This is a genomic window from Couchioplanes caeruleus (assembly GCF_023499255.1).
Taxonomy (GTDB): domain Bacteria; phylum Actinomycetota; class Actinomycetes; order Mycobacteriales; family Micromonosporaceae; genus Actinoplanes; species Actinoplanes caeruleus_A.
In genome coordinates this window covers 8,366,924-8,390,909 of sequence record NZ_CP092183.1, presented here as the reverse complement: position 1 = coordinate 8,390,909, position 23,986 = coordinate 8,366,924, and the positions used below count along the sequence as shown (strand labels likewise).

At 66.0% G+C, this 23,986-nt stretch carries 24 protein-coding genes; 17 read left to right on the top strand and 7 right to left on the bottom strand.

Annotated features, from left to right (window positions below):
• Positions 1–124: 124 nt before the first annotated feature.
• From COUCH_RS38610 to COUCH_RS38555, 13 genes are all read left to right on the top strand, one after another.
• Entirely contained in the window at positions 125–1,249 is a 1,125-nt protein-coding gene (locus tag COUCH_RS38610; RefSeq protein WP_249610051.1) for a hypothetical protein, read from the top strand.
• Positions 1,246–3,294 (top strand): hypothetical protein, encoded by a 2,049-nt coding sequence (locus COUCH_RS38605; protein ID WP_249610050.1) that lies wholly within the window; start codon positions 1,246–1,248, stop codon positions 3,292–3,294. Before COUCH_RS38610 ends, COUCH_RS38605 begins: the two co-directional genes overlap by 4 nt.
• Positions 3,291–4,343: an enolase C-terminal domain-like protein gene (locus tag COUCH_RS38600; RefSeq protein ID WP_249610049.1), complete on the top strand. Its 1,053-nt coding sequence runs from the start codon at positions 3,291–3,293 to the stop codon at positions 4,341–4,343. The genes COUCH_RS38605 and COUCH_RS38600 overlap by 4 nt, the downstream gene beginning before the upstream one ends.
• Positions 4,343–5,479, top strand: a complete 1,137-nt coding sequence (locus COUCH_RS38595; protein ID WP_249610048.1) for an HAD family hydrolase — start codon at positions 4,343–4,345, stop codon at positions 5,477–5,479. The genes COUCH_RS38600 and COUCH_RS38595 overlap by 1 nt, the downstream gene beginning before the upstream one ends.
• Positions 5,476–6,267 carry a class I SAM-dependent methyltransferase gene (locus tag COUCH_RS38590; RefSeq protein ID WP_249610047.1) on the top strand — a complete coding sequence of 264 codons (792 nt, stop codon included), beginning with the start codon at positions 5,476–5,478 and terminating at the stop codon, positions 6,265–6,267. Before COUCH_RS38595 ends, COUCH_RS38590 begins: the two co-directional genes overlap by 4 nt.
• On the top strand, positions 6,264–7,049 hold the full coding sequence (locus COUCH_RS38585) for a creatininase family protein (RefSeq protein WP_249610046.1): 786 nt from the start codon (positions 6,264–6,266) through the stop codon (positions 7,047–7,049). Before COUCH_RS38590 ends, COUCH_RS38585 begins: the two co-directional genes overlap by 4 nt.
• Before the next feature lie 47 nt (positions 7,050–7,096).
• Positions 7,097–7,825 carry a phytanoyl-CoA dioxygenase family protein gene (locus COUCH_RS38580; protein ID WP_249610045.1) on the top strand — a complete coding sequence of 243 codons (729 nt, stop codon included), beginning with the start codon at positions 7,097–7,099 and terminating at the stop codon, positions 7,823–7,825.
• Between the two features lie 28 nt (positions 7,826–7,853).
• Positions 7,854–9,068, top strand: a complete 1,215-nt coding sequence (locus tag COUCH_RS38575) for a hypothetical protein (RefSeq protein ID WP_249610044.1) — start codon at positions 7,854–7,856, stop codon at positions 9,066–9,068.
• Positions 9,008–9,739, top strand: coding sequence for an L-threonylcarbamoyladenylate synthase (locus COUCH_RS38570; RefSeq protein ID WP_346015961.1), 732 nt, complete (start codon positions 9,008–9,010; stop codon positions 9,737–9,739). The genes COUCH_RS38575 and COUCH_RS38570 overlap by 61 nt, the downstream gene beginning before the upstream one ends.
• 89 nt (positions 9,740–9,828) lie before the next feature.
• The gene (locus COUCH_RS38565; protein ID WP_249610042.1) at positions 9,829–10,350 is read left to right on the top strand and encodes a hypothetical protein; all 522 of its coding nucleotides are present in this window, start codon (positions 9,829–9,831) and stop codon (positions 10,348–10,350) included.
• A complete protein-coding gene (locus COUCH_RS39090) occupies positions 10,311–10,481 on the top strand; it encodes a DEAD/DEAH box helicase family protein (protein WP_346015960.1) in 171 nt (56 codons plus the stop codon). Before COUCH_RS38565 ends, COUCH_RS39090 begins: the two co-directional genes overlap by 40 nt.
• 478 nt (positions 10,482–10,959) lie before the next feature.
• The gene (locus COUCH_RS38560) at positions 10,960–12,672 is read left to right on the top strand and encodes a DUF262 domain-containing protein (protein WP_249610041.1); all 1,713 of its coding nucleotides are present in this window, start codon (positions 10,960–10,962) and stop codon (positions 12,670–12,672) included.
• A gap of 10 nt (positions 12,673–12,682) precedes the next feature.
• A complete protein-coding gene (locus tag COUCH_RS38555; RefSeq protein WP_249610040.1) occupies positions 12,683–13,369 on the top strand; it encodes a JAB domain-containing protein in 687 nt (228 codons plus the stop codon).
• Here the strand turns inward: COUCH_RS38555 and COUCH_RS38550 are convergent.
• The 7 genes from COUCH_RS38550 to COUCH_RS38525 all read right to left on the bottom strand — a co-directional run bounded on the left by COUCH_RS38550 (position 13,360) and on the right by COUCH_RS38525 (position 22,026).
• Positions 13,360–14,505 (bottom strand): restriction endonuclease subunit S, encoded by a 1,146-nt coding sequence (locus tag COUCH_RS38550; protein ID WP_249610039.1) that lies wholly within the window; start codon positions 14,503–14,505, stop codon positions 13,360–13,362. The genes COUCH_RS38555 and COUCH_RS38550 overlap by 10 nt on opposite strands.
• Positions 14,502–15,998: an N-6 DNA methylase gene (locus tag COUCH_RS38545; protein ID WP_249610038.1), complete on the bottom strand. Its 1,497-nt coding sequence runs from the start codon at positions 15,996–15,998 to the stop codon at positions 14,502–14,504. Before COUCH_RS38545 ends, COUCH_RS38550 begins: the two co-directional genes overlap by 4 nt.
• Before the next feature lies 1 nt (position 15,999).
• Positions 16,000–16,314, bottom strand: a complete 315-nt coding sequence (locus tag COUCH_RS38755) for a nucleotidyl transferase AbiEii/AbiGii toxin family protein (protein ID WP_251076354.1) — start codon at positions 16,312–16,314, stop codon at positions 16,000–16,002.
• Entirely contained in the window at positions 16,311–16,895 is a 585-nt protein-coding gene (locus tag COUCH_RS38750; protein ID WP_251076353.1) for a nucleotidyl transferase AbiEii/AbiGii toxin family protein, read from the bottom strand. Before COUCH_RS38750 ends, COUCH_RS38755 begins: the two co-directional genes overlap by 4 nt.
• Complete coding sequence (locus COUCH_RS38535) at positions 16,892–17,491, bottom strand: type IV toxin-antitoxin system AbiEi family antitoxin domain-containing protein (RefSeq protein WP_249610037.1); 600 nt, start codon at positions 17,489–17,491, stop codon at positions 16,892–16,894. The genes COUCH_RS38750 and COUCH_RS38535 overlap by 4 nt, the downstream gene beginning before the upstream one ends.
• An 81-nt stretch (positions 17,492–17,572) precedes the next feature.
• The gene (gene hsdR / locus COUCH_RS38530; protein WP_249610036.1) at positions 17,573–20,038 is read right to left on the bottom strand and encodes an EcoAI/FtnUII family type I restriction enzme subunit R; all 2,466 of its coding nucleotides are present in this window, start codon (positions 20,036–20,038) and stop codon (positions 17,573–17,575) included.
• Positions 20,039–20,865: 827 nt separating this feature from the next.
• The gene (locus COUCH_RS38525; protein WP_249610035.1) at positions 20,866–22,026 is read right to left on the bottom strand and encodes a calcium-binding protein; all 1,161 of its coding nucleotides are present in this window, start codon (positions 22,024–22,026) and stop codon (positions 20,866–20,868) included.
• A 187-nt stretch (positions 22,027–22,213) separates the two neighbouring features.
• Here COUCH_RS38525 and COUCH_RS38520 point away from each other — a divergent pair, with 187 nt between their 5' ends.
• From COUCH_RS38520 to COUCH_RS38505, 4 genes are all read left to right on the top strand, one after another.
• Positions 22,214–22,438 carry a hypothetical protein gene (locus tag COUCH_RS38520; protein ID WP_249610034.1) on the top strand — a complete coding sequence of 75 codons (225 nt, stop codon included), beginning with the start codon at positions 22,214–22,216 and terminating at the stop codon, positions 22,436–22,438.
• 107 nt (positions 22,439–22,545) lie between these two features.
• Positions 22,546–22,854 (top strand): hypothetical protein, encoded by a 309-nt coding sequence (locus COUCH_RS38515; RefSeq protein ID WP_249610033.1) that lies wholly within the window; start codon positions 22,546–22,548, stop codon positions 22,852–22,854.
• 75 nt (positions 22,855–22,929) lie between these two features.
• A complete protein-coding gene (locus tag COUCH_RS38510) occupies positions 22,930–23,262 on the top strand; it encodes a hypothetical protein (protein WP_249610032.1) in 333 nt (110 codons plus the stop codon).
• A gap of 233 nt (positions 23,263–23,495) precedes the next feature.
• Positions 23,496–23,963 (top strand): MarR family winged helix-turn-helix transcriptional regulator, encoded by a 468-nt coding sequence (locus COUCH_RS38505; RefSeq protein WP_249610031.1) that lies wholly within the window; start codon positions 23,496–23,498, stop codon positions 23,961–23,963.
• The last annotated feature ends 23 nt before the right edge of the window (positions 23,964–23,986 follow it).

The following is a 23,986-nucleotide window of genomic DNA, read 5'->3' as shown; positions in this document are numbered from 1 at the left end:
CGAAAAGAATTGTCCTGTAAGCCTCGCGTCGCCTGGACCAAGAATCGTCCTCCCGGCGCCATAAAAGATGCCCGCTGGGATCTACGAAGAAATCGGCCGGTTCGCGACTAGATGAGGAGCAGCGATGGTGCCCGTAACACGCAACTTCCGACCGCTCGGCAACCCGGTAGCTGACATCCGAAACATCGAACGGCTCGCCATGGAGCACCGGGTGCCCCTTGAGGACGTGCTACTGATCGCCATCAACCTGTACGGAATCTCATCAGATCAGGATCGGCACCGGGCGAGGGTCGCGGTGCGCCTCGTCAGCGAGCCCAGCGTCGCCTGGCAGGTCATCGTGCCGCTCAACGCTCAGGAGTCACCGTTCGAGCTGTCCGGCGAAGACCTGGTCATCCAGGGCCGGCTGATCGGGCACGTCGAGCGCATCGATGCCGACGAGGCGGTGGGAGGCTATTTCCGCGACGGTGGGCGGGCGGCCACGCTCAACCCGAACGCACGCAGTCGTTGCACAGGTTGCGCTTTCTGCCCCAACACGCTCGAAGCCGCAGCTGATCCGCGCCTGGCCGAGGACAGAGCTCTGGATGAACTGTTCGCGGCGCTCGTTGAGCAGCATCCCCGACGAAGCCTCGCCGAACTGGCGGAGGTGACGGTATCCACCGGCTGCTTCGAGCGGGAGCACGCAGCTGTCGAGCACCTGGTCGCGCTGCGGGCAGCTTGCTCTCGTCATCGGATTTCGGCCCGGATCGGATTCCTCACCTCGGTCATCCGCAGTGGCGAGGCATTCGAGCAGATCGCCGCAGATGTTGCGCCGTTCGTTCTGCGGCTGACCGCCGAGTGCTTCACCCGGCGTGACCTGATGCTGAAGGCGAGCAAAGCCACCCTGCTCGTGGAGCAGATGCCGGATCTGTTGGCGCTGGCCCGCCGCGCCGGCCTTAATACTTCCTACACCTACATCGTCGGACTGGATTCGCTGCCGACAATGACGGAGGGCATCGACGCTCTTGCGCCGCACATCACCGAGTTCCCGAACTTCCAGGTGTACCAAGCCCACAACTCGATCATGGCAGGCCTGCGGGCACCGGCCGCCGATGACCTCGCCTTCTACCTGGAGGCTCGCCGAGCCATCGAGACGAGTGTCGGACCGACCGGCCTGCGCCCCGTAGCTTGGGAGTGCTACCGGCCCTTGTGGTACTTCACGTTCGGCGACGAGGCGCTGATCACCGACACCGTAGCCGGTAGCGCGAGATGAGGGATGCCGCCCGGTTCGCGGACGCCCTGTGGCGCGCCGTCACCTACGTGAGCGTTGCTCAGCTTCATCTGAACTCCAACCCGTTGTCGCTGGAGCCCTTGGCACCTGAGCAGGTCAAGCCCCGTCCTGCTGGCCACTGGGGAACGGTCCCCGGGACCGCCTTCGCGCTGAGTCATGCCGCCATCGGCTCACTCGGCGGTTCCGTCGAGATCATGCCCATTCTCGGCGCGGGCCACGCGGGTGTCGTCCAGATCGCGATGGCCTGGCTGACCGGAGAACTGGCCGCGATACGGCCCCAGTTCTCACCTGATGCCGATGGCCTCAGCCGGTTGGTGCGCTCCTTCCCCGACGTCGGCGGACTCGGCGCCGAGGTGTCGCCGCTGTTGCCGGCCGGGTCCTATCTCGGCGGACAGCTTGGAGGCGCACTCGCGTTCGCGCAGGGCATGGCGCTCGACATTCCCGACCGGGTGGTGATGCCGATTCTGGGCGACGGCGAATGCGAGACGCCGACGACCGCAGCCTCCTGGCTGGCCGCGCATGCATTGCCCGGACCATGCCCCGTCCTGCCGGTGGTGCACGTCAACGGCTATCGGATGGGCGGGAGGTCGCAACTCGGCCGCATGGACGATGCCGGTCTGTGCGCATACGCGGACGCGCTCGGATGGAAGCCTGCCGTGGTGAGAGTCGACGCGGCCAGCTACAACGAGCACCAAGAGTTTCATCGCGCACTCCAGGCCGCCGCGGCTGCCGCCGCCGCGGGCACACGCACGGTGATCTTCCTGCGATGCGTCAAGGGATGGAGCGGGCCGTCAGAAGTATCCGGACGTCCCATCCTGAACTCGCCGAATGCCCACAAGACGCCCATCGCCGATCCGCAACACCGGCCCGAGCAGTTCGCCGCGCTTACCGCTTGGCTGTCCTCATACCGGCCCGCTGAACTGTTCAACACGGACGGCACGGCAAAGGGAATGCTGGCCGACGCCCTGGACCTGATCCGGCGTGACGCCCACCCTCGCGTCGTTCGCCCCCGGGTAGCGAGAGCCAGGTCGGTAAGCCTTCAGGTCGGCCGCAGCTTCTCCGAGGCGGTGACCACGGTCCTGCGGCGGCATGCTGCCACCGGCGATCTCCGCGTATTCAGTCCCGACGAGATGGGATCCAACCGGCTCGGTGAACTCGTTGACGAACCATGGGTCAGCGAAATCCTCGCCGAAGAGGTTCTCCTGGGCTGGCTGGCCGGCTGGACCGCCACGGGCCGACGCGGTCTGCTCATCTCCTACGAAGCGTTCGCGCCCCTGCTGACGACCGGGCTCGTCCAACTACTCAAACAGCGCCGCCTCATCAACGGATCATCGCCCAGCCGACCGAGCCTGAACCTGCTGTTGACCTCGTACGGCTGGAACAACGTCTACACCCACGGCGACCCCTCCTTGATCACCGCGCTGCTCGCAACCGGCGACCCGGCGGTGCGGGTGCTGACGCCCGCCGACCCCGGCAGGCTGGCCGCAGCCGTCGACGACGCACTCTGCTCGACCGGCAGGCTGAACGTCATCCTCGCTGGTAAACACGCCGTCACGAATCGACCGATGGAGACGATCGACGAAGAACTCGAACGTGGCCTCGCCGTCTGGCCCCACCTGAGCGACCTCGACGAACCCGATCTGACCCTGGTGATAGTCGGCGATCTACCGGCCGCCGTGATCAGCGAGGCTATTCCGGAGATACGACGCCGTAACGGAACACGCGTTCGCGTCGTGGCCGTGCACGACCTGACGGTCCTCGGCCAACCCAGCAGATGGCCGGCGGGCCTGTCGACCGAGGAGATCGATCGCTACTTCGGCTCCGGTACGCCGCTCCTGATCGTCACGCTCGGCCACCCGGCCGCCGTCTGGGGGCTGATCGAGAATCGGCTCCGCCGAGCGGTCGAGGTCATCGGATGGCACGAGCCTGAGCGGCCGATGAGCCAGCGAGAGATGGCCGAGACGATGGGGATGGACGTCGCCGGTGTGTGCGCTGCGGCAGACCGCCTCCAGGCGGTGCGGTCATGAACGGCCTGATAATCGACAAGGTCGAGATCATCGACTGCACAGATCTGATTGGGCCCGGAGACGACGGCCACCTCGTCGCTGTTCACGCTGCCGGTCAGATCGGCTGGTACGGACCCGTCAGCGTAGCCGCCGCCACCGCGCTTGACGGCAGCCTCGCGGCCTCGGCTATCGGCACGGACGTCACCGATCACGCGGGCCTGCTGTCCGCGCTCCACGCAGCTTCCGCGAAGTCGGGCGATGCCGTCACGTCCTGGGCCGTCGGCGCCCTCGACTGCGCGGTATGGGACGTACATGCACGGATCGAGCAAAGACCCGTCGCAGCCCTGCTCTCCACCACGGCACGGAGCCACGTCCCGGCGTACGCGTCCTGGCTCACCTTGGACGTACAACTGGCTGACGCAGAGACGATCCGGCGGATAACCAGCCAGGACTGGCAGTTCACCAAGTGGAGCCTGCGCCGTAGCCGTGGCCTTCCCATCGCAGACGACGCCAGGCGCATGGCCGGCGTCGTCCACCAAGTCGCCGAGGCTGCGGGATCACCTGCCGCTTTCGACGCTCTCTGGACCTGGGACCCGACACTCGCGCTCAGATTCAGCGAACAAGTCGACCACGCGAAGATGATCTGGCTGGAAGAACCTCTCGCGTCTTACGACGGCACCGGATACAGCGATATCGCGACGGCATGCCCGTACCCCGCTCTCGCTCTCGGCGAGCGACTTCATCTCGGCGACGACCCGAAAGAGCTGCTGGTGTTGCCCAACCTCGGCGCGCTCACCATCGATGTCGTCGGCTGCGGCGGCCTCACCGTCGCGGCTGAGCTGGTGGCCGAGGCAGCAGCGGCCAGCGTGCCGGTGTACCCGCACGGTCGGTCGCTACTTCCGGCGGTGCACCTCGCGGCGGCGTTCCCCGAGGCGATTGCCGCCGTCGAGTACCAGCTGCAATGGGAACCCCACCGACAGCTCCTGTTCACCGACCCGCTCGAATGCGAGGGCGGGCAGGTAGTAGTGCCGAGCGCACCTGGGCTTGGCCCGACCCCACGGAGACGCTGATGCCCGCAACCGCCCACAGCCTGCCGATCACAGGATCCATCAGCGACGGCGACGGGACCCCGCAGGTCGTACTCACCGAACGACTCGTCGGATACGACACCTTCCTTACCGGCGTTCTGGACAGCGGTCAGCAGCGAGTCCCCGTACGAATCATCACTCTCGACGACGTGACCGTCTTGCGCCCTGTGGAGGCAACCGCCCTGGTCGGCGCCACGGACACGTACTCCGGGGTTCTGCACCTGTCGCACGGGTCGCGGCGCCGCACGATTCCTGAAGACCTCGCCTTGGAGGTCGCACGGCGGCACCGCACGCTCGACCTACTCGACGAGGCAGAGTTGCGCTACGCGCTGACTTTCCTGGAAGAAGCCACCACCGAAACGATCCGCCAAGCCCGCATTGCCGTCATCGCGGACGCCGTCGCCTCAGTGGACAGCCCTGCCGCCGAAGCACCTGGGAGCAACGACGGCGATCATTCGGCCGCGGCACCAGCGCTCGTCACGGTGGACGTCGGAGGCACGATCGGCACCACGGATCGCCCCGGAATCACGGCCGCCCTGGTCGCCGCGTCGCCGCTGGCACGCCGCGCCGCCGTACAGTTGCTGCGCGAACGACTGCACACGGCACCCGCTATCACCGATCAGGTAGTCGAAGAGGTGTGCCGGACACTACGGATCCCGGTCACGGCGTTTCCGCGCCATGCGACCGCCACGCCGCTGCGTCTGTTCACGTTCGCAGCTGCCGCACTCGAACAGATCAGCGTCCTGCTGCCGGTGGTGACGCTGTCGAACGTCACGTGCGTGGAGGCGGACCTGCCGCAGCTGAGGCAGCTCCTAGCGCCATGGGTGGACGACCACTTCCCGTCCTGCAGAATCGGGTACGCCAAGCCCGACCCCCGCGCGTTCGAGGCTGTTGCCGCCCAGCGGTGCATCGATACTACGCAGATGGTGCATATTGGGGATGATTGGGAGTGCGACGTCCTCGGGGCTACTCGGGTCGGGGCACGCGCCATCTGGATCTCCGGGGGCCGTCCCCTGCCCGAAGCGACCGAGGCCGTCAAATCCAATGTTCTGGTGGCAACGGACCTTGCCGCTGCCACCAGACACGTCAGGGAAATCTGCGCAGGGAGATACCGATGAGCACCTTTGCTGGAACCGTCGAGCACTACCGCAAGTACCGCCCCGGAATCCCACAGGAGGTCGCCGACATCCTGTCCGCCGCCGTGCCTGACCGGCACCCCCGGCGTCTGCTGGACATCGGCACCGGGACCGGGCTGGTCGTCGAGGCGCTGCTCACCCAGTTCGACGACATCATCGCGATCGACAACGACGCCGACATGCTGGCGTCCGCCGAGACGGCCATGCGCCCCATGGTTCCGGACGGAACACGAATGGTTCTTCAGCGTTTCTCCGCTGAGGAATTCACCCCACCGCAGGACTGGCACGCCGACCTGGTCACCATCTGCCGCGCGTTCCACTGGCTCGACCAGGCTGCGGTGCTACAACGCCTCGAAGCCCAGGTGGCCGAAGACGGCGCGGTGGCGATCTTCGGCGACAACAGCTTCTGGGTGGCCTCCAGCCCCTGGAAAACTGCCGTCCGCTCCGTCATCCAGGACTTCCTGGGCGAACAACGCCGGGCCGGCGCAGGCGTCTTCAACCACCACAACCGCCCCTACAGCGAAATCATGGAAGAGTCCGCATTCAACCAGGTCGAAGAGTTCCGCGTGCCCGTCCAGCGGGTGTGGTCCACCGAGAGCATCCTCGGCTACCTCTACTCCACCTCATTCGCCGCCCCCCACCTGTTCGGGGATCGGCTCGCCGACTTCGAGGCAACCGTCACCCGCACGCTGACCGAATTCAGCAGCGACGACACCTTCGACGAGGAGAACGAGTTCCTTATCCGCATCGGCCGTCGGAGCCAGGCGTGAGCCACGTCCTCGACCGGCATATCGGCCGGCTCACCACTAACAAGATCACCGAAGCGCTGACCTCCGCGTCGGTTCTCTGCCTGCCGATCGGCTCGTACGAACAGCACGGACCCCACCTGCCCCTGCACACCGACACGGTGATCGCCGAGCAATTCACCGCCAGACTCGTCCACCAGTACGGCGACAGCCACGACCTGTGGATGCTGCCCACCATCCCGTACGGCCTATCTCCCGAGCACGACTGGGCACCTGGCACCATCACCCTCCCCGTCAGAGTGCTCACGGACCTCATCGACGCCACCTGCGGCGAATACGTCCGATCCACGCCCGCCCGCAACCTGCTCATCGTCAACGGGCACGGCGGCAACCGCGGCATCCTCGAAGCCGTCATCTACGACCTGCACCGACGGCACGACGTCAACGTCTGCGTGATCCACCCCAGTTCGCTGGCCACCGTACGCGCAGACAGCGAACTACCCGAAGTGCACGCCGGCCTCCGCGAGACATCGGTGATGCTGGCCCTCGCCCCCGACGACGTCCGCCTGGAACGTCTGCCGGACAGCTACGAGCCGGACCCTGACCATGCCGAGGGCACCCGACGGCTCGTCCTCGATCGAGGCACCACGTGGCCATGGAACTCCGACAACCCCTCCATGTCCCAGCTCGGCATCATCGGCGGCAACGCGAGGAGAGCGACCGCCGAACTCGGCGAACAGATCATCGCCAGCGCCCTCAACCGGTGCCCCGACATCCTGGCTCGCCTGAACAACCCTGATCCGTAATCCGCGCCCCGGGAGGACCCATGCAGACCGCACTGACCCCGCAGGAGATGGCCGCCTTCGTCCGAGACGGCGCCGTTGTCCGCCGTGCCTTCGTCCCCGGCCACCTCGTCGACCGCGTCCGATCGAGTGTTGACGGCTGGTACCGCACCGAGATGGATCCCGCCCTCATCAGCTCCTACACCCAGCGCACTTTCGCCCCCGACCTCGGCAATGACCACGACGTCCTCGCCCTGTTCCACGAATCCGGCGTCGCGGATCTGGTGACCTCGCTCGTACCCGAGATCGAGCCGGTCGTCACGGCGCAGATCCAGATCCGCGTCCCCGAGTCAGACACCGGCGTCACCCAGCCCGAGAAGGCAATGCACGTCGACGGCGTAGCCTGCCCGCATCTCGACGCCAGCGAACTGCGGACCTTCACGCTTCTGGCCGGCGTCGTGCTCTCCGAGATCGCCGACTCCGACGGCGGCGCGCTGCGGTACGTGCCCGGTGGCCATGTGGACATGGCGGAATGGTTCCGGACCGAATGGTCAATCGGTATGACCGACCAGGTGCCCCCGCGCATCGACGCCGAACAGGGCACCCCGCTACTCGGCTCGCCCGGGGACGTGCTGCTCATGCACCACCTCGTGCCCCACGCTGTCGGCCGCAACACCTCAGCGACGCCCCGCATCATGGCCTACTTCCGGGTCAGCCACGCCCAGCACGCACGCCAACGACTGGACGCGCTCCGCGACCCCTGGCTGGAATACCCGGCCATCCGCCCCGTCACGGCCTGATCACCCCATGGGCCCGGCGAGTCGTGCTGTGCGAGTCGCGGCGCTGGAGATGGCGCGGCCCTTGGTCTCCGGTCACGTCGTACTCCTGACGGGCAACGCCGCCACCAGCCGGGGGATGAAGGACTTCTTCGCCGACGCCGGCGCTGCTGTCATACACCGCGTCGAACTTCCTGAGGCTGCAGGGACGCTCGCGTCACGTCTGGCCGCAGCGGAACAACTACTGGCGGATCCGCCCGAAGCCCTCGTTCGGAAGGTCGACGAACTCGACCATGACGGCCGAGGACTGGTGTACGCCGGCTCCTACACGGCCGTCCGCAGCTTCTGCGGACGGCGGGTGCTCGGCTCCCGACTCGAGTCACACTTCGCCGCCGAGCGAAAGGACATCCAATACCGACTACTCGGACTCGCCACCTCAGACCGTCGACTGCTCAGGATCGAGGACCATACCGACATTCGTGAGGCGATCATCGCGCAGGTAACGCACGGCCCAACTGTTGTCCAAGGCGTACCGCGTGGGCTACTCGCGATCGGCGCTAGCCATACATACCTCCTCCCGGAGGATGCGTCACCCATCAGGATCGGCCAACTGCTCGCCAGCATCGCGGAGGATTGCACCGATCTCATCGTGGGACCCCTTCACGCCGGGCTTCCGTGTACCTACTACGGATTCCTCACGTCGGATCACGTAGTCGACTTCGGCCCTTTCGAAGCCCTTGTCTACTGGGACCGCCGAAGCTGGCGTCTTCACGCGCCCGGCGTCATCCGTCCAGCACGCCTCGGCGGCCAGGAGACGGCCTGCCGCTCGGTCGTCCGCGCAGCCGCACGCCAGGTGCAGCAACGAATCGACTATGTCGGTGCATTCGGCACCGACGGCGCCGTCTCAACCACTGCATACTCCGTCCACGAAATAAACCCGCGAGTCTGCGCGGGATTCGCACTTCTGGACAGCATTTGCCAGGGCCTTATCCCCCTAGCTGCGGTCGACCTCGTGGTTCGAGAGAAGCGGCCACCCAAAAGCCACCCTCTCATGGTCCGACTCGAGCAACTCGCAACCGCACTGCGCCGCATTCAAACACCGTTTATTCGCCTGTGGGACGGGAGGCATAGCAGCATTCAAGAAACGCTGACCGCATCGGCCGTACGTGCGTCTGATCCAGCGGCTTGGCTGAGCATCGCTCGTTCATGCCTCGCCGACAAGAACTTCGTATCGATCACGCAATTCAACCCAGCCGGAGGCTATTAATGCAAATAGTGACGCCAAATGACCTCGCTCTCGCGGCGCACGCCATTGAAGCTGGCGAACTCGTGGTCGTCCCCACCCAACGCTGGTACATGCTCTGCTGCGACGCGTCGAACCCCGATGCCTGCGCCCGCATCTTCACCACCAAGAGAAGGCCGCCGGACAAGTCTCTCCTGTTCGTCGCGCAATCCCCGGAAGCCGTGCGTCAGCGTTTCCACGTGAGCAAGGAGGCGGAGTTCCTCGCCGCGGCATTTTGGCCAGGCGACCTCGCCCTGCTCCTGCCCTGGCGTGACCCAGCCGAAGGGGAACGCCACCAAGCGGTAGGTACGCCGGAAGCGCTCGTCACCGTCGCGCCGGGCATTCTTGGTGAGCTGGCAGCCCTCACCGCCGTCCCAATCGCAGCCACGTCCGCGAATGTTTCCGGAACAGAAGGTACTGCGCCGTCGATCACCCTTAAGGAGGTACTCAACTTCGTCGCCAGCACGGAGGCCGACCTCCCGATCGTGGTTGACGGCGGCGTATGCCCCATCGCCAACCACCTCACCATCGTCCGCTGCACCGCCGACGGTACGGGAATGGCTCGCGAAGGAGTCGTGCACGCGCGAGCTGTCGCCGCCGTCCTCAGCGGGGACGCGATGGAGAAACACCGATCCGCAGCAGGAGCCGATCGGTGACTGCCGCCTTGCCAGCAGCATCGTTCAGCCATTCCCCGAGCCAGCGCCTCGGGCTCCCGGCATTCGACTCGTTCCGCTAGCGTAGTCACGTGGCGGATTCGGTGAGTGAGATTCGGCTTCAGGCCGAGCAGAAGGCCCGGGTCATGATCGATCGGCAGCTCACCGAGGCCGGGTGGCTGGTGCAGGACAAATCTGCGCTGAACCTGTTCGCCGGGCCAGGCGTCGCGGTCCGCGAATCGATCATGGCGGCAGGGCACGGCCGAGTCGACTACCTGCTGTACGTGAACCAGCGGGTAGTCGGGGTGATCGAAGCCAAGCCTGTCGGAACGGCCTTGTCCGGGGTCGAGTGGCAGTCGGCCATGTACGCCACCGGCCTGCCCGCAGCCGTGCGCCTGCGGGCGTTGACCCGAGACGACCGGTTGCCGTTCGTGTTCGAAGCGAGCGGCTCCGAGACCCACTTCACCAATGGCTACGACCCACAACCGCGCGCCCGGCTCGTATTCACGTTTCCCCGGCCGGAAAAGCTTGCCCGGTTCGTGCGCGACGCACAGGCCGCTCCGGACCGCCCAACGTGGCGGGCGAAGGTCCGTCACATCCCGGCCTTCCCGTAGACGGACTGCGGCCGGCGCAGATCACCGCGATTAGCGGAACCGAGCGTTCCTTGGCCGAGCAGCGCTTCGACCGTTCGCTGGTGCAAATGGCCACGGGTGCTGGCAAGACGTTCACCGCAGTGACGCGCTGATCTGCTGCCCGGCCTTGTCGAACACCGACCGCATCCCGGCCACATCGGTCACGGGCGCGGCCCACGCCTCGACCTCCACCAACCAACGGACGGAACGCCGCGAAGACGCGCCCAGCGTCGCCCCGTCGACCAGTAGGACCCGCAATACTCCCTCCGGGCGCGCCGCCACCGTCCGCAACAGAATTCAGCGCAACCAAGCTGCCACCGCCGGATCCCGAACGTCCGCGTCGACCGTGAGATGCCCCCCGACGGACAGCGCTACCGCAGGAAACCCCAGATCGGAGCCATGACAGCGTCACCGACCCGCAGGTACATCGGGCGATCGACCGAAGCGTCGCGCCCCAGCACGGCGATCGACACCCGTAGTCAGCCCTCAAGTCACACCCCGTCCCAGCGCCGTCGCTGAGCACCTCGGATGTCAGTCCGTCTCTATAGAATTGGGTCGAACGCCCCGGCGAGTCGCATAGGAGGCACGGCCGTGACCACGCTCGTCCGCAGGCGTCAGCCGGCAAGTCCCGAACCGACCATCGTGTCTTTGGCCCGCTTGGCGGATCGGGTACTTGCCGGCGAAATCGTGCTGCCTAAGTACCAACGAGCGTTCGTGTGGGGGCCGCATCAGGTCCTCGAACTGCTCGACTCGGTGCTCCGCAACTACCCCATCGGCAGCTTGCTGCTGTGGGAGACGACCGAGCAGCTGGCGAGCGAGGACACTGTCGCTGGCCTTGCCGTGGAGCCGCCCCGCCCCGGCCGACCGATCCGGTACATCTTGGACGGCCAACAGCGACTGGCCAGCGTGATCGGCGCCCTGCACGGCGGCACCGGCGTCTGGGACATCGCCTACGACCTGCAGGAGGAACGCTTCTTCCACCGCGCTCCGGAGACGCCAGTCGCCGCGCACCTGGTACCCCTGCGGGAGGTAAGCGAGGCGACCTCCCTTTTCGGGCAGGTCGCCGAGCTACCCGCCGTGCTGCGCGACCGTGCCGCCCACCTCTACCAGCAATTCGCCAACTACCTCGTCCCGGTGGTGACCTTGGACCACGTGTCGGCGGAGGAGTCGGCGAAGGTATTCGTGCGGATCAACAGCACCGGAACGACGATGAACATCGTCGACGTGGCAAGAGCCAGCACCTGGAGCCCGGACTTCGACCTCAAGGACGAGATCGAGTCCCTGCTTCAGGTCTTGGACGCGAAGCACTACGGGCGAGTCGACGCGAAGACGATGCTTCGCACGATCGCGGTCGCGGCCGGCTTCGGGTTCTCCGCGAAGGACATCTACCGACTCCGGGAGTTGGACAAGCCCCGGCTGCGGGAGGCCGTCGGGTCGGCCGCGAAGGCTGCCGAGCGGGCCGTCGACTTCCTCAGTACGCAGATCCGCACGCCAAATGCGGAAGCGCTGCCCTACTACAACCAGTTCGCCGTACTCGTGGAGGTGTTCCGGCAGTTGCCAAAGCCATCCTCGGCGCAGTACAGCGCGTTGCGTCGCTGGTTCTGGCTGACGGCAAGCGGCGAGTACTTCAAGGGCTGGAGCGAGACACAGATGGTCCTTGACCTGCAAGCAATCACGGCCTTCGCCGAGGGCAGTGCAGCAGAGATCGACACCGTTTCAGCGCTGCCACGCAGCGCCCTGTGGCGCCGCAGCGCCTTCTCCAAACGGAACGCCCCGAGCAAGCTCCTCGCCCTGATCCTGGCGTACGAAGACCCGCAGGACCTGCTCACCGGCCAGCGGATCGATGTCGGCAAGGCCCTTTCGTGGCAGAACGACAAGGAGTTCCACCACTTCTTCCCGAGGGCCTTCCTGCGCACAAGCAGCGTCGGTGGTGCCAGAGCCAACGTCTGCGGAAATCTGGTCATGCTTTCGTCGGTCAGCAACATCTGGATATCCGACCGTCCGCCGTCCCAATATCTACGGGACCTGGCCGACCTCGACGGCGAAGAGGCGCTGCGGCAGCGGCTGCGCAGCTGCCTGGTGGAGGACCAGGCGTACCAGGCGGCGCTGCGCGACGACTACGACACGTTCCTCCGCGTGCGGTCCGAGACGCTGCAGCGCCGGCTGATGCAGTTGATCGGCAACGCCGCCGAGTCACCGAATACCGGTGATGCTGGGCCGCTGTCGGAGGCGGACGAGGCCAGTCTGGACCTCGACGATGACCTGCTGAGCGACGAACCCGTCGACCGCGACTCGGCGGACTGAGGAGTCCTCAATGCGCATCGCCGATCTGCCGGCCGCCGACCGGCCACGGGAACGACTCATGAGCCGGGGCGCGGAGGCACTCTCCGACCGCGAGCTGCTGGCCCTGCTGTTGGGGTCCGGAGCCGAGGGCTGCGACGCCGTCGAGCTGGCCGGACAACTCATCACGCGTCACGGCGGCCTGTACGAGCTCTCCCGGGCCGACGCACACGAGCTGGCAGGCAGCTTGCCAGGCATCGGGCCAGCGAAGGCTGCCCGGGTGGCAGCGGCGTTCCAGCTTGCGCGACGGGTGGCACCTGCCAGCCGTGACCCCCGCCAACGGATACGTGGATCCGCAGACCTCGCGGCTGTCGCGGCACCGCTGCTCGCCGGCCTGCGACACGAGCGCGTCGTGGTAATCATCTGCAACAGCGCTGGCGTGGTGCTGCGTACCGCGACGCTCACCGAAGGCGTCGTCGACCGCTCCCTACTCCCGGTCCGCGACGTCCTCGCCCTGGTGCTGGCAGCCGGGGGCACCGCATTCGGAGTAGCCCACAACCACCCCAGCGGGCGAGCGGAGCCCAGCGAGCCCGACCGCCTCGCCACCGCACGATTGTCGGCGGGAGCGGCGGCGGTCGGCCTCAAGTTCCTCGACCACGTGGTGGTTACGGACCGCGAGTGGCGCCGCGTTGACCCGGCTGTGGGTGTGGGCTACAGCTGACCGGAGAACGCGGCGTCGAGAAGCGCCGGGCGGAGGGCGGACAGGCTCCGCTTTTCATAAGCGGTCGCGATGCGGACACTCAGCGCATCAAGCGTGGTTGCGACCCGGTCCTGTACGCAGCGCGACGGAAGCGGAAGTTCTATCGCCTCAAACCCCTTAATTCCGAGGGTGCGGTTTCTGTCGGCCCCTCCCGGCGATTTCGCACAAATCTGGGCAAGACCTGGACGACTCAGGAAGTAGTGGCGTAGGTAGCTGACGTTCGCTCTATCGTCGACCGGACGATAGAAGAGAAATCGATTCGATGCCACATGCCCGGCTTCCGCTTCGCTCGTGACGCTGATTGCACCCTCCCACGCTTTAATGTTACTTAGGGCGAGGGCGTCATTAGGGAAACTAAAGTAGCGTAGCTTACTAAGCTTGTCTCCGCGGGTAGGTGCGTAGCGGATGATTCCTTTTCCGAAGGAGCGCATCCCGATAGCCTTGTACAGCTCGTCGGGCTCGATTTCAACCTCAGTGCGCGCCAAGGTGGTGATGTTTCCAACTCGAACGATCGGCGCATCGTCGCTGATTGCGGCGTCAACCAATGACTCCCTTAGGCTGCTCTGCAAGTTCAAAATTCGTGCGCGCAAGTCCACCACCGCACTCAAACGCGCGAGAGACGCATCGAGCTTTTCGGCGACTCGGCACTGTTCATTGCGGCTGGGAAGAGGGACGGTAGCCCGCTCGAACGCGCTTGGCGAGAGCGTCTGGTTGCGAGCAACAGTTCCGGTTGAGGTCGAGCGGATCAGCGCTCGGCCCTCCGGGGTTTGGAAATAGTAGTTCAGGTAGCGGATGTCGACATCGCCAACCGCCTGGTAGCTAAGGAATCGCGCCGATCCGACGAATCCCCTCTCACTGTCGGTGGAGACCCCAATCGCGCCTTCCCAAGCCATGATGTTGCTAACTATCAGGCGGCCGGGTCGTACTTCGAAATATCTGAGCTTGCTTAGTTCAGTTCCTAGACATGGATCGCGGTGGAAAATGCCATTTCCGAACGACCTGATGCCGATTTGTCTATATTCCGCATCGGGGTCTACATCAACGGCCACACGGTCCAATGCGAGAACATCACCAAGCCGGACTTCACGCATTCTCATCGCCGCTCCATCACCTCTCCGCGAAGCTCTTCGAGCAGGCCAAGGATCTCGCGCTCCGTCTGAATGAGATCGTCGACCAATTCCTGAGGTGTTCGGTGCGCCAGGTCGTCTCCGGCGTGTGGATTCGCGATGTCAAGGTTGTAGCCGGATTTCTCGACATCGGCTGCGGACACCTTCCAGGCATTGGGGCCTTCTTTGCGGCCCTCGCGCTTCTCGCCCCCCCACCACTGCACACATGGCTCAAACTCTTCGACCTGCATCGGTTTTGTCTTGGTGTAGCCACGACGGCCATCGGGCAACGAGATCTCAAAAAACCAGATTTCTTGTGTCGGCTGGCCCTTCTCAAAGAACAGCAGGTTTGAGGGGATCTGGGTGTACGGGGCGAAAACGCCTTGGGGTAGGCGGACGATCGTGTGGAGGTTGCACTCTCTCATCAGTTTCTGCTTGATGCGGGCGCCGATGCTGTTATCGCCGGTGGCGAAAAGGCTGCCGTTCGGTAGGACGATGGCGCACCGGCCACTCTGCTTGAGCTGGTCCAGGATCGCGTGGAGGAACAGCCACGACGTTTCCTGGGTCTGGTAGCCCTTGGGAAACTTTTCGACGACGGAGCGTTCCTCCTCGCCGCCGAATGGCGGATTGGTCAGCACAACGTCGACTCGGTCTGCTGCCGTCGCATCGCGCATCCGTAGCAGGGAGTTGTCCCGGACCAGTTGCGGTGCCTCAATGCCATGCAGGAGCAGGTTCATGCTGGCCAACAGGTAGGGCAGCGGCTTCTTCTCGAAGCCTCGGATGCTCGCGTGCAACTGTCTGCGTTGGGTGGCAGTGTCTACATGCCCTAATTCCTCGTATGCCTGCACCAAGAAGCCACCCGTGCCGCAAGCCGGGTCGAGGATTGTTTCCCCTAGTTTGAGGAAGGACTGCTGAACCATGAAGCGGTTGACTGGACGCGGGGTGTAAAACTCACCGGAGTCGCCGGCGGCGTCGCGCATCTCCTTGAGAATCGACTCGTAGACGAACGCCATCGTGTGGATGTCATCGGAGGAGTCGAAGTGGATTTGATCCACGAGGTTCACCAGGTCGCGCAGCAGTGTGCCGGACTGCATGCGGTTGGTGACGTCGCGGAAGATCGTGGACAGAACGTTGCGGGGGTCCTCGGCGTTGTTTGCCGAGCCTTTCAAGCCTGCGAGGTAGGGAATCAGGTCGTTGTTGACGAAGGCCTTCAGCTCGTTGCCGCTGAAGTCGGGGTCTGTCGCCCAGTCCTGCCATCGGTATGGCTTCTCGATGGCGGGGCGGTAGTCGGGGTTCAGTGTCGGCCCTGTTTGCTCGACGCGCTGGTCGAACGCCTTGAGGAACAGCAGCCAGGATAGCTGGGGCAGGCGGTCGAGATCGCCGTTGAGTCCAGCGTCCTTGCGCATGGTGTCGCGGGCCGACTTGATGATCGAGGCGAGCCGCGCCCGCGATGTCGTGGCCTTTGCCGTCTTCGAGGGTGCCATCTCAGTCTTTCTGCTTCGCTTGGGTTTCGCCGTTGGCCAGTGCCGTAAACCAGAAGTCGCTTACCAAGTCCGGGGCGACATCGAGCCGCGGCCGCGTTTCGGTCAGTCCGTCGGCCAGTTCGGGATAGGTCTCGGCCCAGGCCGGCGGCGGGTCGGAAAGTGTGTTCGGTACTGGTTGTGTTGCCCGTACGGCGAAAACGTGCCGGACGGCGTCAGTCAGAGCCGCATCTGCTGCCAGCCCGTTTTCGATGAGCAACACCGGGTCCACAAGGTCCTTGACTCGGGTGTTGGGCCGATCCCCGTAGCCGCGGGTCAACGCATGGACCTTTTCTGCGAGGTGTTGGCGGCGATCAACGGCTCGATATCGCGGTGCGGCGTCCCGGCGAACGCCAGCGCGTTGGGCAGGGGAACACGCTCGGTCCGGCTGATCTCTTCGCCTTGCGCCACCACGTCGATACGGAAAGTCGCGAAGGTCTTTCCTGTCAGCCGGCTCTCGATGGAGAAGCGCCAGCCGCTGCGGCCGGCCGTGTCCGCCCTTAGCGGGACGGCGGCAGACATCTGGAAGAGAAATCCGTCGCCGTCCTCGTCGTGCGCGAGCGCATCGATGAGCAGGTCTCGTACGGCTTCGGCGTCGAGCTCTGGATCGCCGTCGGGGCATGCCGCGAGGTCCATTTCCTTGGTGGCCCCTGCCCTGTTGTATAGCCGGAACTCCAGCGCCGCCCCGCCCTTGAGGATCCAGCCGGCCGTCGGGTCGGCGGAGAGGCGGGCGGCGACCCGATCGAAGACGACCAGTCGACGGCACCGGGCCAGATCCGTACTCGTGTCGTTCGCCTCCTGCATCAGCCGTGGTTCCAAGGCCCGGCACAGCGCAGCCGCGCTGCCGTAGCGCCCGGTCACGCGGCCTCCCGCAGTGCTCGCTCGACGCCGAGTTCCGCTCGGGCGCCGAGCCGTTGGGCGGCGTGAAGGATGTTCCGGCGAGTCGTCAGTCCTCGATCGAGGGCCTCGACGACGGCGGAATCCAGGACATCCTGATCCACCCGCGAGGCGGCGCATTCGACGATCGCGCGGACCGGGTTGGTGACGCGGTACCCGTCTCGTTCTTCGAGCTCGTCACCGGCGAGATCGGCGTGGTGGAGGATCACGGCACGGTCCTTCTGCCGGAATCCAGGCGGAACGGTGAGGTGGATTTCTGAGGGGTTGGCCGTGCCCAGGTCATGAACGGATAACGCGGTGGTGTGCGATACGGTGGCGCGATTCTTGCTCCACAGGGCCCAGCGGACCAGGTGGTCATCCTCGCCGCCGGGCAGGGAGTCGAACTCGCGGAAGCGGTAGATGCCCCGGTCAACGAGGGTCCAGTTGCCACGCTGGGTGTGGTACCGCTGCGCCTGGTACGAGTACCCCGCCTCGCGTGCCTGCGCCGCGGTGAAGAAGCCTCGTTGCCCACTGGCGATTCGCCAGAGGGTCGCCCTGGTGTCAGTACGGTCACGAAGCACGGGAAGATCATAGCAACGACGAAATACTGAAATATATTTTTAGTTTGGCGTCAGGTGGATGTTCGAAACTAACGTTGAGTATTAGGAAGCCTCAAGGAGCCGCCGGCTCAGATCGTCGATGGCCTCGTGCAGCGACGCCGCCCCGCCGAACCGGGTCGCCAGCTCGACCACCGACCCCATATCGGTGAACGGGCGGACCGCGAGGGTCTCCGGCTTGAGCTGAGGCGAGCCGTGCTCGGCAAACTTCAGCAGCATCTCGTCCAACACCTGCCGGGCCTGCGGTTGGAAGGCGCTCAGGAAGTCCCGGTGCTCGTGCAGGAAGCGGTACAGCCGCTCCTCGCGACTGACCAGGGGGAGCCCCCATGCCACGTTGAGGAGCAGGTCGATCGGGTCGACGTCCGGGCTGCCGAACTCCGCGGGCAGCTCCTCGGCGTCGATGTCGGCCCGTTGCAGGATAGCCATGAGCTCACGTCGGGTCTTAGCTGTAGCCCAGCTGGCCCGCAGCTTATCCGGCGCCAGGTCTAGTTCCAGGATGCGATCGTGGACCCACTGCTGGATGGTCACCAGCCTCATCGTCCGGCCGTCCGTGTCCAGCTGGTAGCGCCGTTCACCCCACTTGTAAACCTGGACGCCGTTGACCACGTATCGCTTGCCACGGGAGCGGATGCGATCGACCTCGTCGGGGTCGTCCACCGTTGCATTTGAACGCTGCGCATCAAAGGTTCCGCCGTCGGCCGGGGCGTACTCAGCCTCTGGCTCGGCCACGGTATCCGGATCGGCCACACCTCCATCGGGTGATTCGGGCTGGCTGTCCAGCAGTTGCCCCTGCTCGTCAGCGGTGTCACGGACCACCCGTAGCGGCGGGCCGTCGAATCCCGGGTCGTTGAACAGTCGAGTGGCCTCCACGAAGTCGATGATGTCGAACGAGCCCTTGCCGATCTCCGGGCACAGGCGGGTGCCACGGCCGATGGTCTGCTTGAACTCCGGCATTGAGCCGATCCGGCGGAATAGCACGATGTTTCTTACGGCAGGCAGGTCGATGCCGGTGTTAAGCAGCTTCGACGTCACCGCAATCACCGGTTCGTCGGAGTCGTCCTTCCGGAACTCATCCAGCCACGCCCTCCCGTGCGGACCGTCTGCGTCGGTGATGCGCACGACGTACTCATGGCGCGTGCGGACCTCTTCGGAGGCCGTATTGAACAAGGCCGTACGCATGCGTGCGGCGTGGTCGTTGTTCTCGCAGAACACGATGGTCTTGCCGTGCCTGCCGTCCTCCGCGGTGGAGCGCAGATAGTCGATCATGTACTGGGCGGCTGCCTCTGTGCGCTCAAGAATGACCATGACCCGCTCGAAGTCCTTCGGGCCGTACACCCCTTCGGGGATCTCGTTTCCGAACCGGTCCAGCTGCCCAGGGGCGGTCTGGTAGCCCTCCATGTCCACGTTGAGCCGCACCCGGCGCACCCGATACGGAGCGAGATAGCCATCCTCGATTCCTTCGGCCAGCGAGTAGGTGTAGACGGGATCGCCGAAATAGTCGAGGGTGTCCGCGTCTTTCCTGTTAATCGGTGTGGCCGTCAGACCGATCTGTGTCGCCGGGGCGAAGTGTTCCAACACGCGGCGCCACTGCGAGTCGTCCCGGGCGCTGCCCCGGTGACATTCGTCGACGATCACGAGGTCGAAGTAGTCCGGCTCGTAGCGGCGGAACAACTCCTCCTCGTCGCCCTTCTCCAGCGTCTGGTACAGCGCAAAGTAGATCTTGCGGCCCCGGACGGGCTCACCGCTGATCTTGTGTACCTCGTCCGGGCCGAAGACCGGTAGGAAGTATCTGTCCTTGGGGTCGTCAACGAGCATCGAGCGGTCCGACAGGTACAACACCCGCGGCTTGCGCCCGTCCACCCACTCTGATCGATGCAACTTGGCGACGAGTTGGAGCGCCACCATGGTCTTTCCGGTCCCAGTCGCCAGCACCAACAGGATGCGCTTCTGACCACGAACGATGGCCGCGAGCGTACGGGCCACCGCCACCCGCTGGTAGTAGCGCGGGCGTTTGACCGTGTTGTCCGAGTTTCGCAGCGTGTGGTCGTAGGGCGCCTTCAGCAGGTCCCGCCCAAGCTCGGAGTCTGCCTGCAGGTCGGCGACGTAGCGGGCCCACAGCTCGTCCGGGGATGGGAACTGGTCAATGTCCCGGATGGCTGGGGTGGCGCCGCTGTAATCGATCTCCACGATCTTGTGGCCGTTGGTGGCGTAGGCGAAGGAGAGCCCGAGCTTCGCGGCATACCGGCGGGCCTGCTCCACGCCGTCGTTGGCGTCGATGCGATACCGCTTGGCTTCCACGACAGCGATGGGGACGTCGGGTGCGTACTCCAACACGTAGTCGGCGATCAGGGGATCATCCTGGGCATGCCGCTTGGGCGTGGGCGTCAGACGCCCCTCATTGATCCGAAACTGTGGTCGGATCTGCTCGCTCGTCCAGTCGGAAGCCTCGAGGGCGGGTATGACGAACGCCCGGCACGTCTCGTCCTCGCTCATCCCGTAGATCGCTGTCACCGTACATATGGTAGTAGTACGGGACCTTCCTGTCTCCAGGCCATGAGGCGACGATCAAGCTCGCAAAAGGTTGAATTACCGGCAGAGCAACCTTCCGGTCGGTCGGCCGACCATCACGACGGTTGAGTCGGCAGCTTGGCCGGTGGGCGATGGCCAGCATCGGATGTCAGAATCCGGCGGACGTGCCGCTCCGACACACCCGCGCTGCGGCGAGGTCCGCGTACGCGGCGTCTGGACGTTCGGCTCGGATCCGAGCCACGATGTCCGCCGCTCGCGCCGAATCCGGCCGGGGGGCTGCGCGGGCCAGGACGGGCATCGGAGTCCGCCGACCTGGCTTGCCGGCCGCAGGGGGAGATTCCTTCGAAACCTTCGGCGACGGAGTCTGCCGATCATCTTCGCCCGTTCCCCCAGTTCCGATCCGGCGTCAGTTCCGGGCCGACGGGTCCGGGACAAGATCTCCGCGACCAGCAGCAGCGCCACAGCTGGCCAGGCCGCCACGATCCGCGCGCCCACCCAACCCCCGCTTACCTGGGAAAACGGAGGGCGATCGGGTCGCCGGCTACCGTGGCGATGCGGTTCGCATGGTGTTGCCTCCGGCCCACCGACATTCCGGTCAGCCGGCGCAAGCACGCCCGGCAGGATCCTCGTCGTCGATCACGGGGACCGATCCCGCCTCCTGCGGCATCTCTTCGGTGGTGACGGGCCGAGTGAACCCTGAGCGGCCGCGTCGACGACGCCTGCAGCAAGGTGGGACCGCCGGGGGGTGAGTTCATCCCCCCAGCGGTCCCACCTTGATCGACCCGGCCGTTTCTGCCGATCGGTCGTGGTTACTTGATCACAGCTACGGCGGCGGCCGCCCGACGCGCGATCTGAGCTGCGGTCTGAACCTCGGGTGTTGCCGCGGTCACGCCGGACGCGCTGGCCGACGCGGCCGGGGCGACGAGCTCACAGTTGACCGCGGTGCCGCCGGCAAGCACCACGCAGAAGTCGCCCTCGGCGGTGATGTTGGCCCCGCCGTCGAGCCGGTCGAGAGCCGAGTCGCTGCCGACCGCCGTGCCGTCCTCGAGGAGGTCCTCGCCGACCAGAGCGTCGTCGCCGTTGCCACCGGTGACCACGTCGTTGCCGTCCTTGCCGAACACGATGTCGTCGCCGTCACCGCCGGCGAGCTGGTCGTTGCCGGCTTCGCCGAGGATGATGTCCGCGCCGGCGTCGCCACTGAGCACGTCGGCGCCCGCGTCGCCCACGACGATGTCGGCGCCGGCCGCCGCGGTGACCTTGTCGTTGCCCGTACCGGCGGTGACGGTGTCGTCGCCCGCACCGGCGTAGATGGTGTCGTTACCCGGGCCGCCGGAGATCTGGTCGATGCCCGCTCCGCCGTAGACCGTGTCGTTGCCGTCGTCGCCGAGGAGGGTGTCGTTGCCGTCGTCGCCGTACACGTTGTCGGTGCCGGCGCCCGCGGAGACCTGGTCGTTGCCGGCAGCGCCGTAGAGGCGGTCGTTCCCGGCGCCGCCGAAGAGCTTGTCCTTGCCGTTCTTGCCGTACAGCTTGTCGTTGCCGGCGGCTCCCTGGAGCTGGTCGTTGCCGGAGCCACCGGTGAGGGTGTCGTTGCCGGTGCCGCCGTCCGCGAGCAGGTAGACGGAGGTCTTGTTGGTGACCCAGTCGTTCTTGTCGCCGAGAGCGACGCTGAGCTTCGTGACCTTCCGGGACGTCGTGCACTTGACCTTGGTCTTGTCGTGCTTGACCGCCTTGCAGCCGCTGCCGGCCTTGATGGCGACCTTGTCGTCCAGCGTGACGGTGCGACCCGAGATGGTGATCGTCAAGCCGTTGGCCTTGCCCATGAGGGCGTTGAACTGGACGGTGGACGAACCGACCACCTTTGCCAGGCCGGCGGTGGCCGCCTGGGCCGGCGTTTGGAACAACGCAGTGGAAGCAACGGCAGCGACGGTGACGCCGATGCCTGCCAGGGCCTTCCGGTGGAATACGAACATGCAGAAACTCCCCGTGGTGGGCGTACGTTGCGATGATCGACTAGGACAGTACGTGAGAAGCGCTCGTTTGTGCCGTCCCGTTGTCAGCCTTCCGTGGGGACAGCAGGTTTGCCCGCGTCGGGAGCGGCAAAGTGCGAGCTGCGGCCGGGCAGCTGCCCGGCGCGTGCCGTCTCGGAAGGGAATGCTTATGTCGATCTCCGTGAACCTCGACGCACTGCTCGACAAGGCTTACGAATCCACCTCGCTGGCCGAGCTGGCCGACGCCCCCGTCTCCGCGCTGTCCGGTGTGAGCGAGGCCGACGCCGAGGCGCTGAAGAAGGCGTTCAACATCAAGACCATCGGCGACCTGGCCGGCAACAAGTACATCCGGGCCGCGCAGGCAATCGCCGAGCTGGGACGCCTCGCCAAGTAGCGACGGCCGGGGCAGACCCGTCGTCGCCGTCGACGGGTCTGCCGCGCTGTCGAGATCGTTATCGAGCGGGGCAGCGGCCGGCTTCGCTGCTTCCTAGGGTGGCGGGCATGATCACTCGCCTCCTCGTCCTGGTTGTGGCCGCCGCCGGCCTCACCGCCTGCGCCCACGAGCCTGCGCCGGCCGCCCCGGAGGCGCCCGGTGCCAAGGCCGTCCTGGCCGCGTCCACGGCGGCACTCGCCACGGGTACGTATCGCTATCGGGTGGCCGTACCCGAGGTGGAGGTTTCCGGGGTGACCGACGTGCCTCACCGTCGGGCCATGTGGACGACGACGTTCCCCGGCAGTGACACGGACGGGGTGGAGATGCGGCTGCTCGGCGACGACCAGTACAGCCGCACCGGGGCCGGACGCTGGTAGCACATCGACCAGTCGCGGATACCGAAGGCGGCGGAGCGGATGGGGCTCACCTTTGCGCACGCCGACCGTACCGATGTGCAGCCACTGCTTGATGCGGTCACCGAGGCGAAGCGGGAAGGGCAGGTCATCCGCGGCACGATCGAGGGCACCCGGGTACGGATCGCCGGGGCGACGCTGTCGACCATCGAGTCGAGGCTCATCAAGCCGGTGTCGTTCGTCGCTTCCGTGGACGGGCGGGGACGGCTCACCCACTTCGAGGTCGAATTGCCGCCCACGCCCGCGCCGAAGAGCCTGCCTGCCGCGCAGTGGATGCTGGATGTCAGCGGCTATGACACGGCGGGCGATGTGGCGCGGCCGGCCGGGAGCAAGGAGATGCCGGACAGCTTCTACGTCACGATGGCATCCTGAGTGTTGGCGCCGCGAGGTGGTTCAGGGCGGCGCGCAGGCGGGCTGACGCTTCCGGCAAGGGGCACTGCGTTGCCTGCTCAAGCGAGGTGTTGGCGAGTAGGTCGACCCGGTCGGCCGGCCAGTCTGAGGCGCCGCGCTGTAAGTGAACCGCGCCGGATGGCGCGCCGCTGTCCGGCGGGTGCCCTGGAAGACTGGGCGACGTCGGCTGAGGGGTGCGGCTAGGAGGCGGGTACGTGGCTGGCGGCAGGACGGACGCTGAACGGCAACGGGAGATCAACGAGCGGGTCAGTACGCTGCTGCAGCACGCGTCGTCCGAGATGATCGCTCGGAAGGCCGAGGCGTTGGCGCCGTTCGATCTCACCGTCACGCAGTACACGGCCTTGCTGATGGTGCGGTGCAATCCTGGCGTGTCCAGTGCCCAGCTGGCCCGGTTGTGCCGCGTCACGCCGCAGTCGATGAGTGTGGTCACCGCTGCTCTGGAGCAGCGGGGTCTCACCGAGCGGATGCCGCTTGCCGCCCACAACCGAATCATGGCGCTCACGCTGACGCGTAAGGGCGGCGCCCTGCTGGCGAAGGCGGATGCGGCGGCGCGCCGGGTGGATCAGCGGTACGAGGCGGAGTTCAGCGCCGAGGAGCTCGCCACGTTCCGGACGCTGCTGCACCGGGCCCGGCTCGCCGCCGTCGATCCCGACGCATCCTGACGGAGGGGTTCCGCGCGTATCAG

Coding starts and splice junctions, on each gene's coding strand:
- COUCH_RS38555 (WP_249610040.1), top strand. CDS start 12,683: ATGCGCATCGCCGATCTGCCGGCCGCCGACCGGCCACGGGAACGACTC.
- COUCH_RS38570 (WP_346015961.1), top strand. CDS start 9,008: ATGCCTCGCCGACAAGAACTTCGTATCGATCACGCAATTCAACCCAGC.
- COUCH_RS38520 (WP_249610034.1), top strand. CDS start 22,214: ATGTCGATCTCCGTGAACCTCGACGCACTGCTCGACAAGGCTTACGAA.
- COUCH_RS38525 (WP_249610035.1), bottom strand. CDS start 22,026: ATGTTCGTATTCCACCGGAAGGCCCTGGCAGGCATCGGCGTCACCGTC.
- COUCH_RS38610 (WP_249610051.1), top strand. CDS start 125: ATGGTGCCCGTAACACGCAACTTCCGACCGCTCGGCAACCCGGTAGCT.
- COUCH_RS38515 (WP_249610033.1), top strand. CDS start 22,546: ATGATCACTCGCCTCCTCGTCCTGGTTGTGGCCGCCGCCGGCCTCACC.
- COUCH_RS38580 (WP_249610045.1), top strand. CDS start 7,097: ATGGCCGCCTTCGTCCGAGACGGCGCCGTTGTCCGCCGTGCCTTCGTC.
- COUCH_RS38605 (WP_249610050.1), top strand. CDS start 1,246: ATGAGGGATGCCGCCCGGTTCGCGGACGCCCTGTGGCGCGCCGTCACC.
- COUCH_RS38545 (WP_249610038.1), bottom strand. CDS start 15,998: ATGGCACCCTCGAAGACGGCAAAGGCCACGACATCGCGGGCGCGGCTC.
- COUCH_RS38590 (WP_249610047.1), top strand. CDS start 5,476: ATGAGCACCTTTGCTGGAACCGTCGAGCACTACCGCAAGTACCGCCCC.
- COUCH_RS38550 (WP_249610039.1), bottom strand. CDS start 14,505: ATGAGAATGCGTGAAGTCCGGCTTGGTGATGTTCTCGCATTGGACCGT.
- COUCH_RS38600 (WP_249610049.1), top strand. CDS start 3,291: ATGAACGGCCTGATAATCGACAAGGTCGAGATCATCGACTGCACAGAT.
- COUCH_RS38595 (WP_249610048.1), top strand. CDS start 4,343: ATGCCCGCAACCGCCCACAGCCTGCCGATCACAGGATCCATCAGCGAC.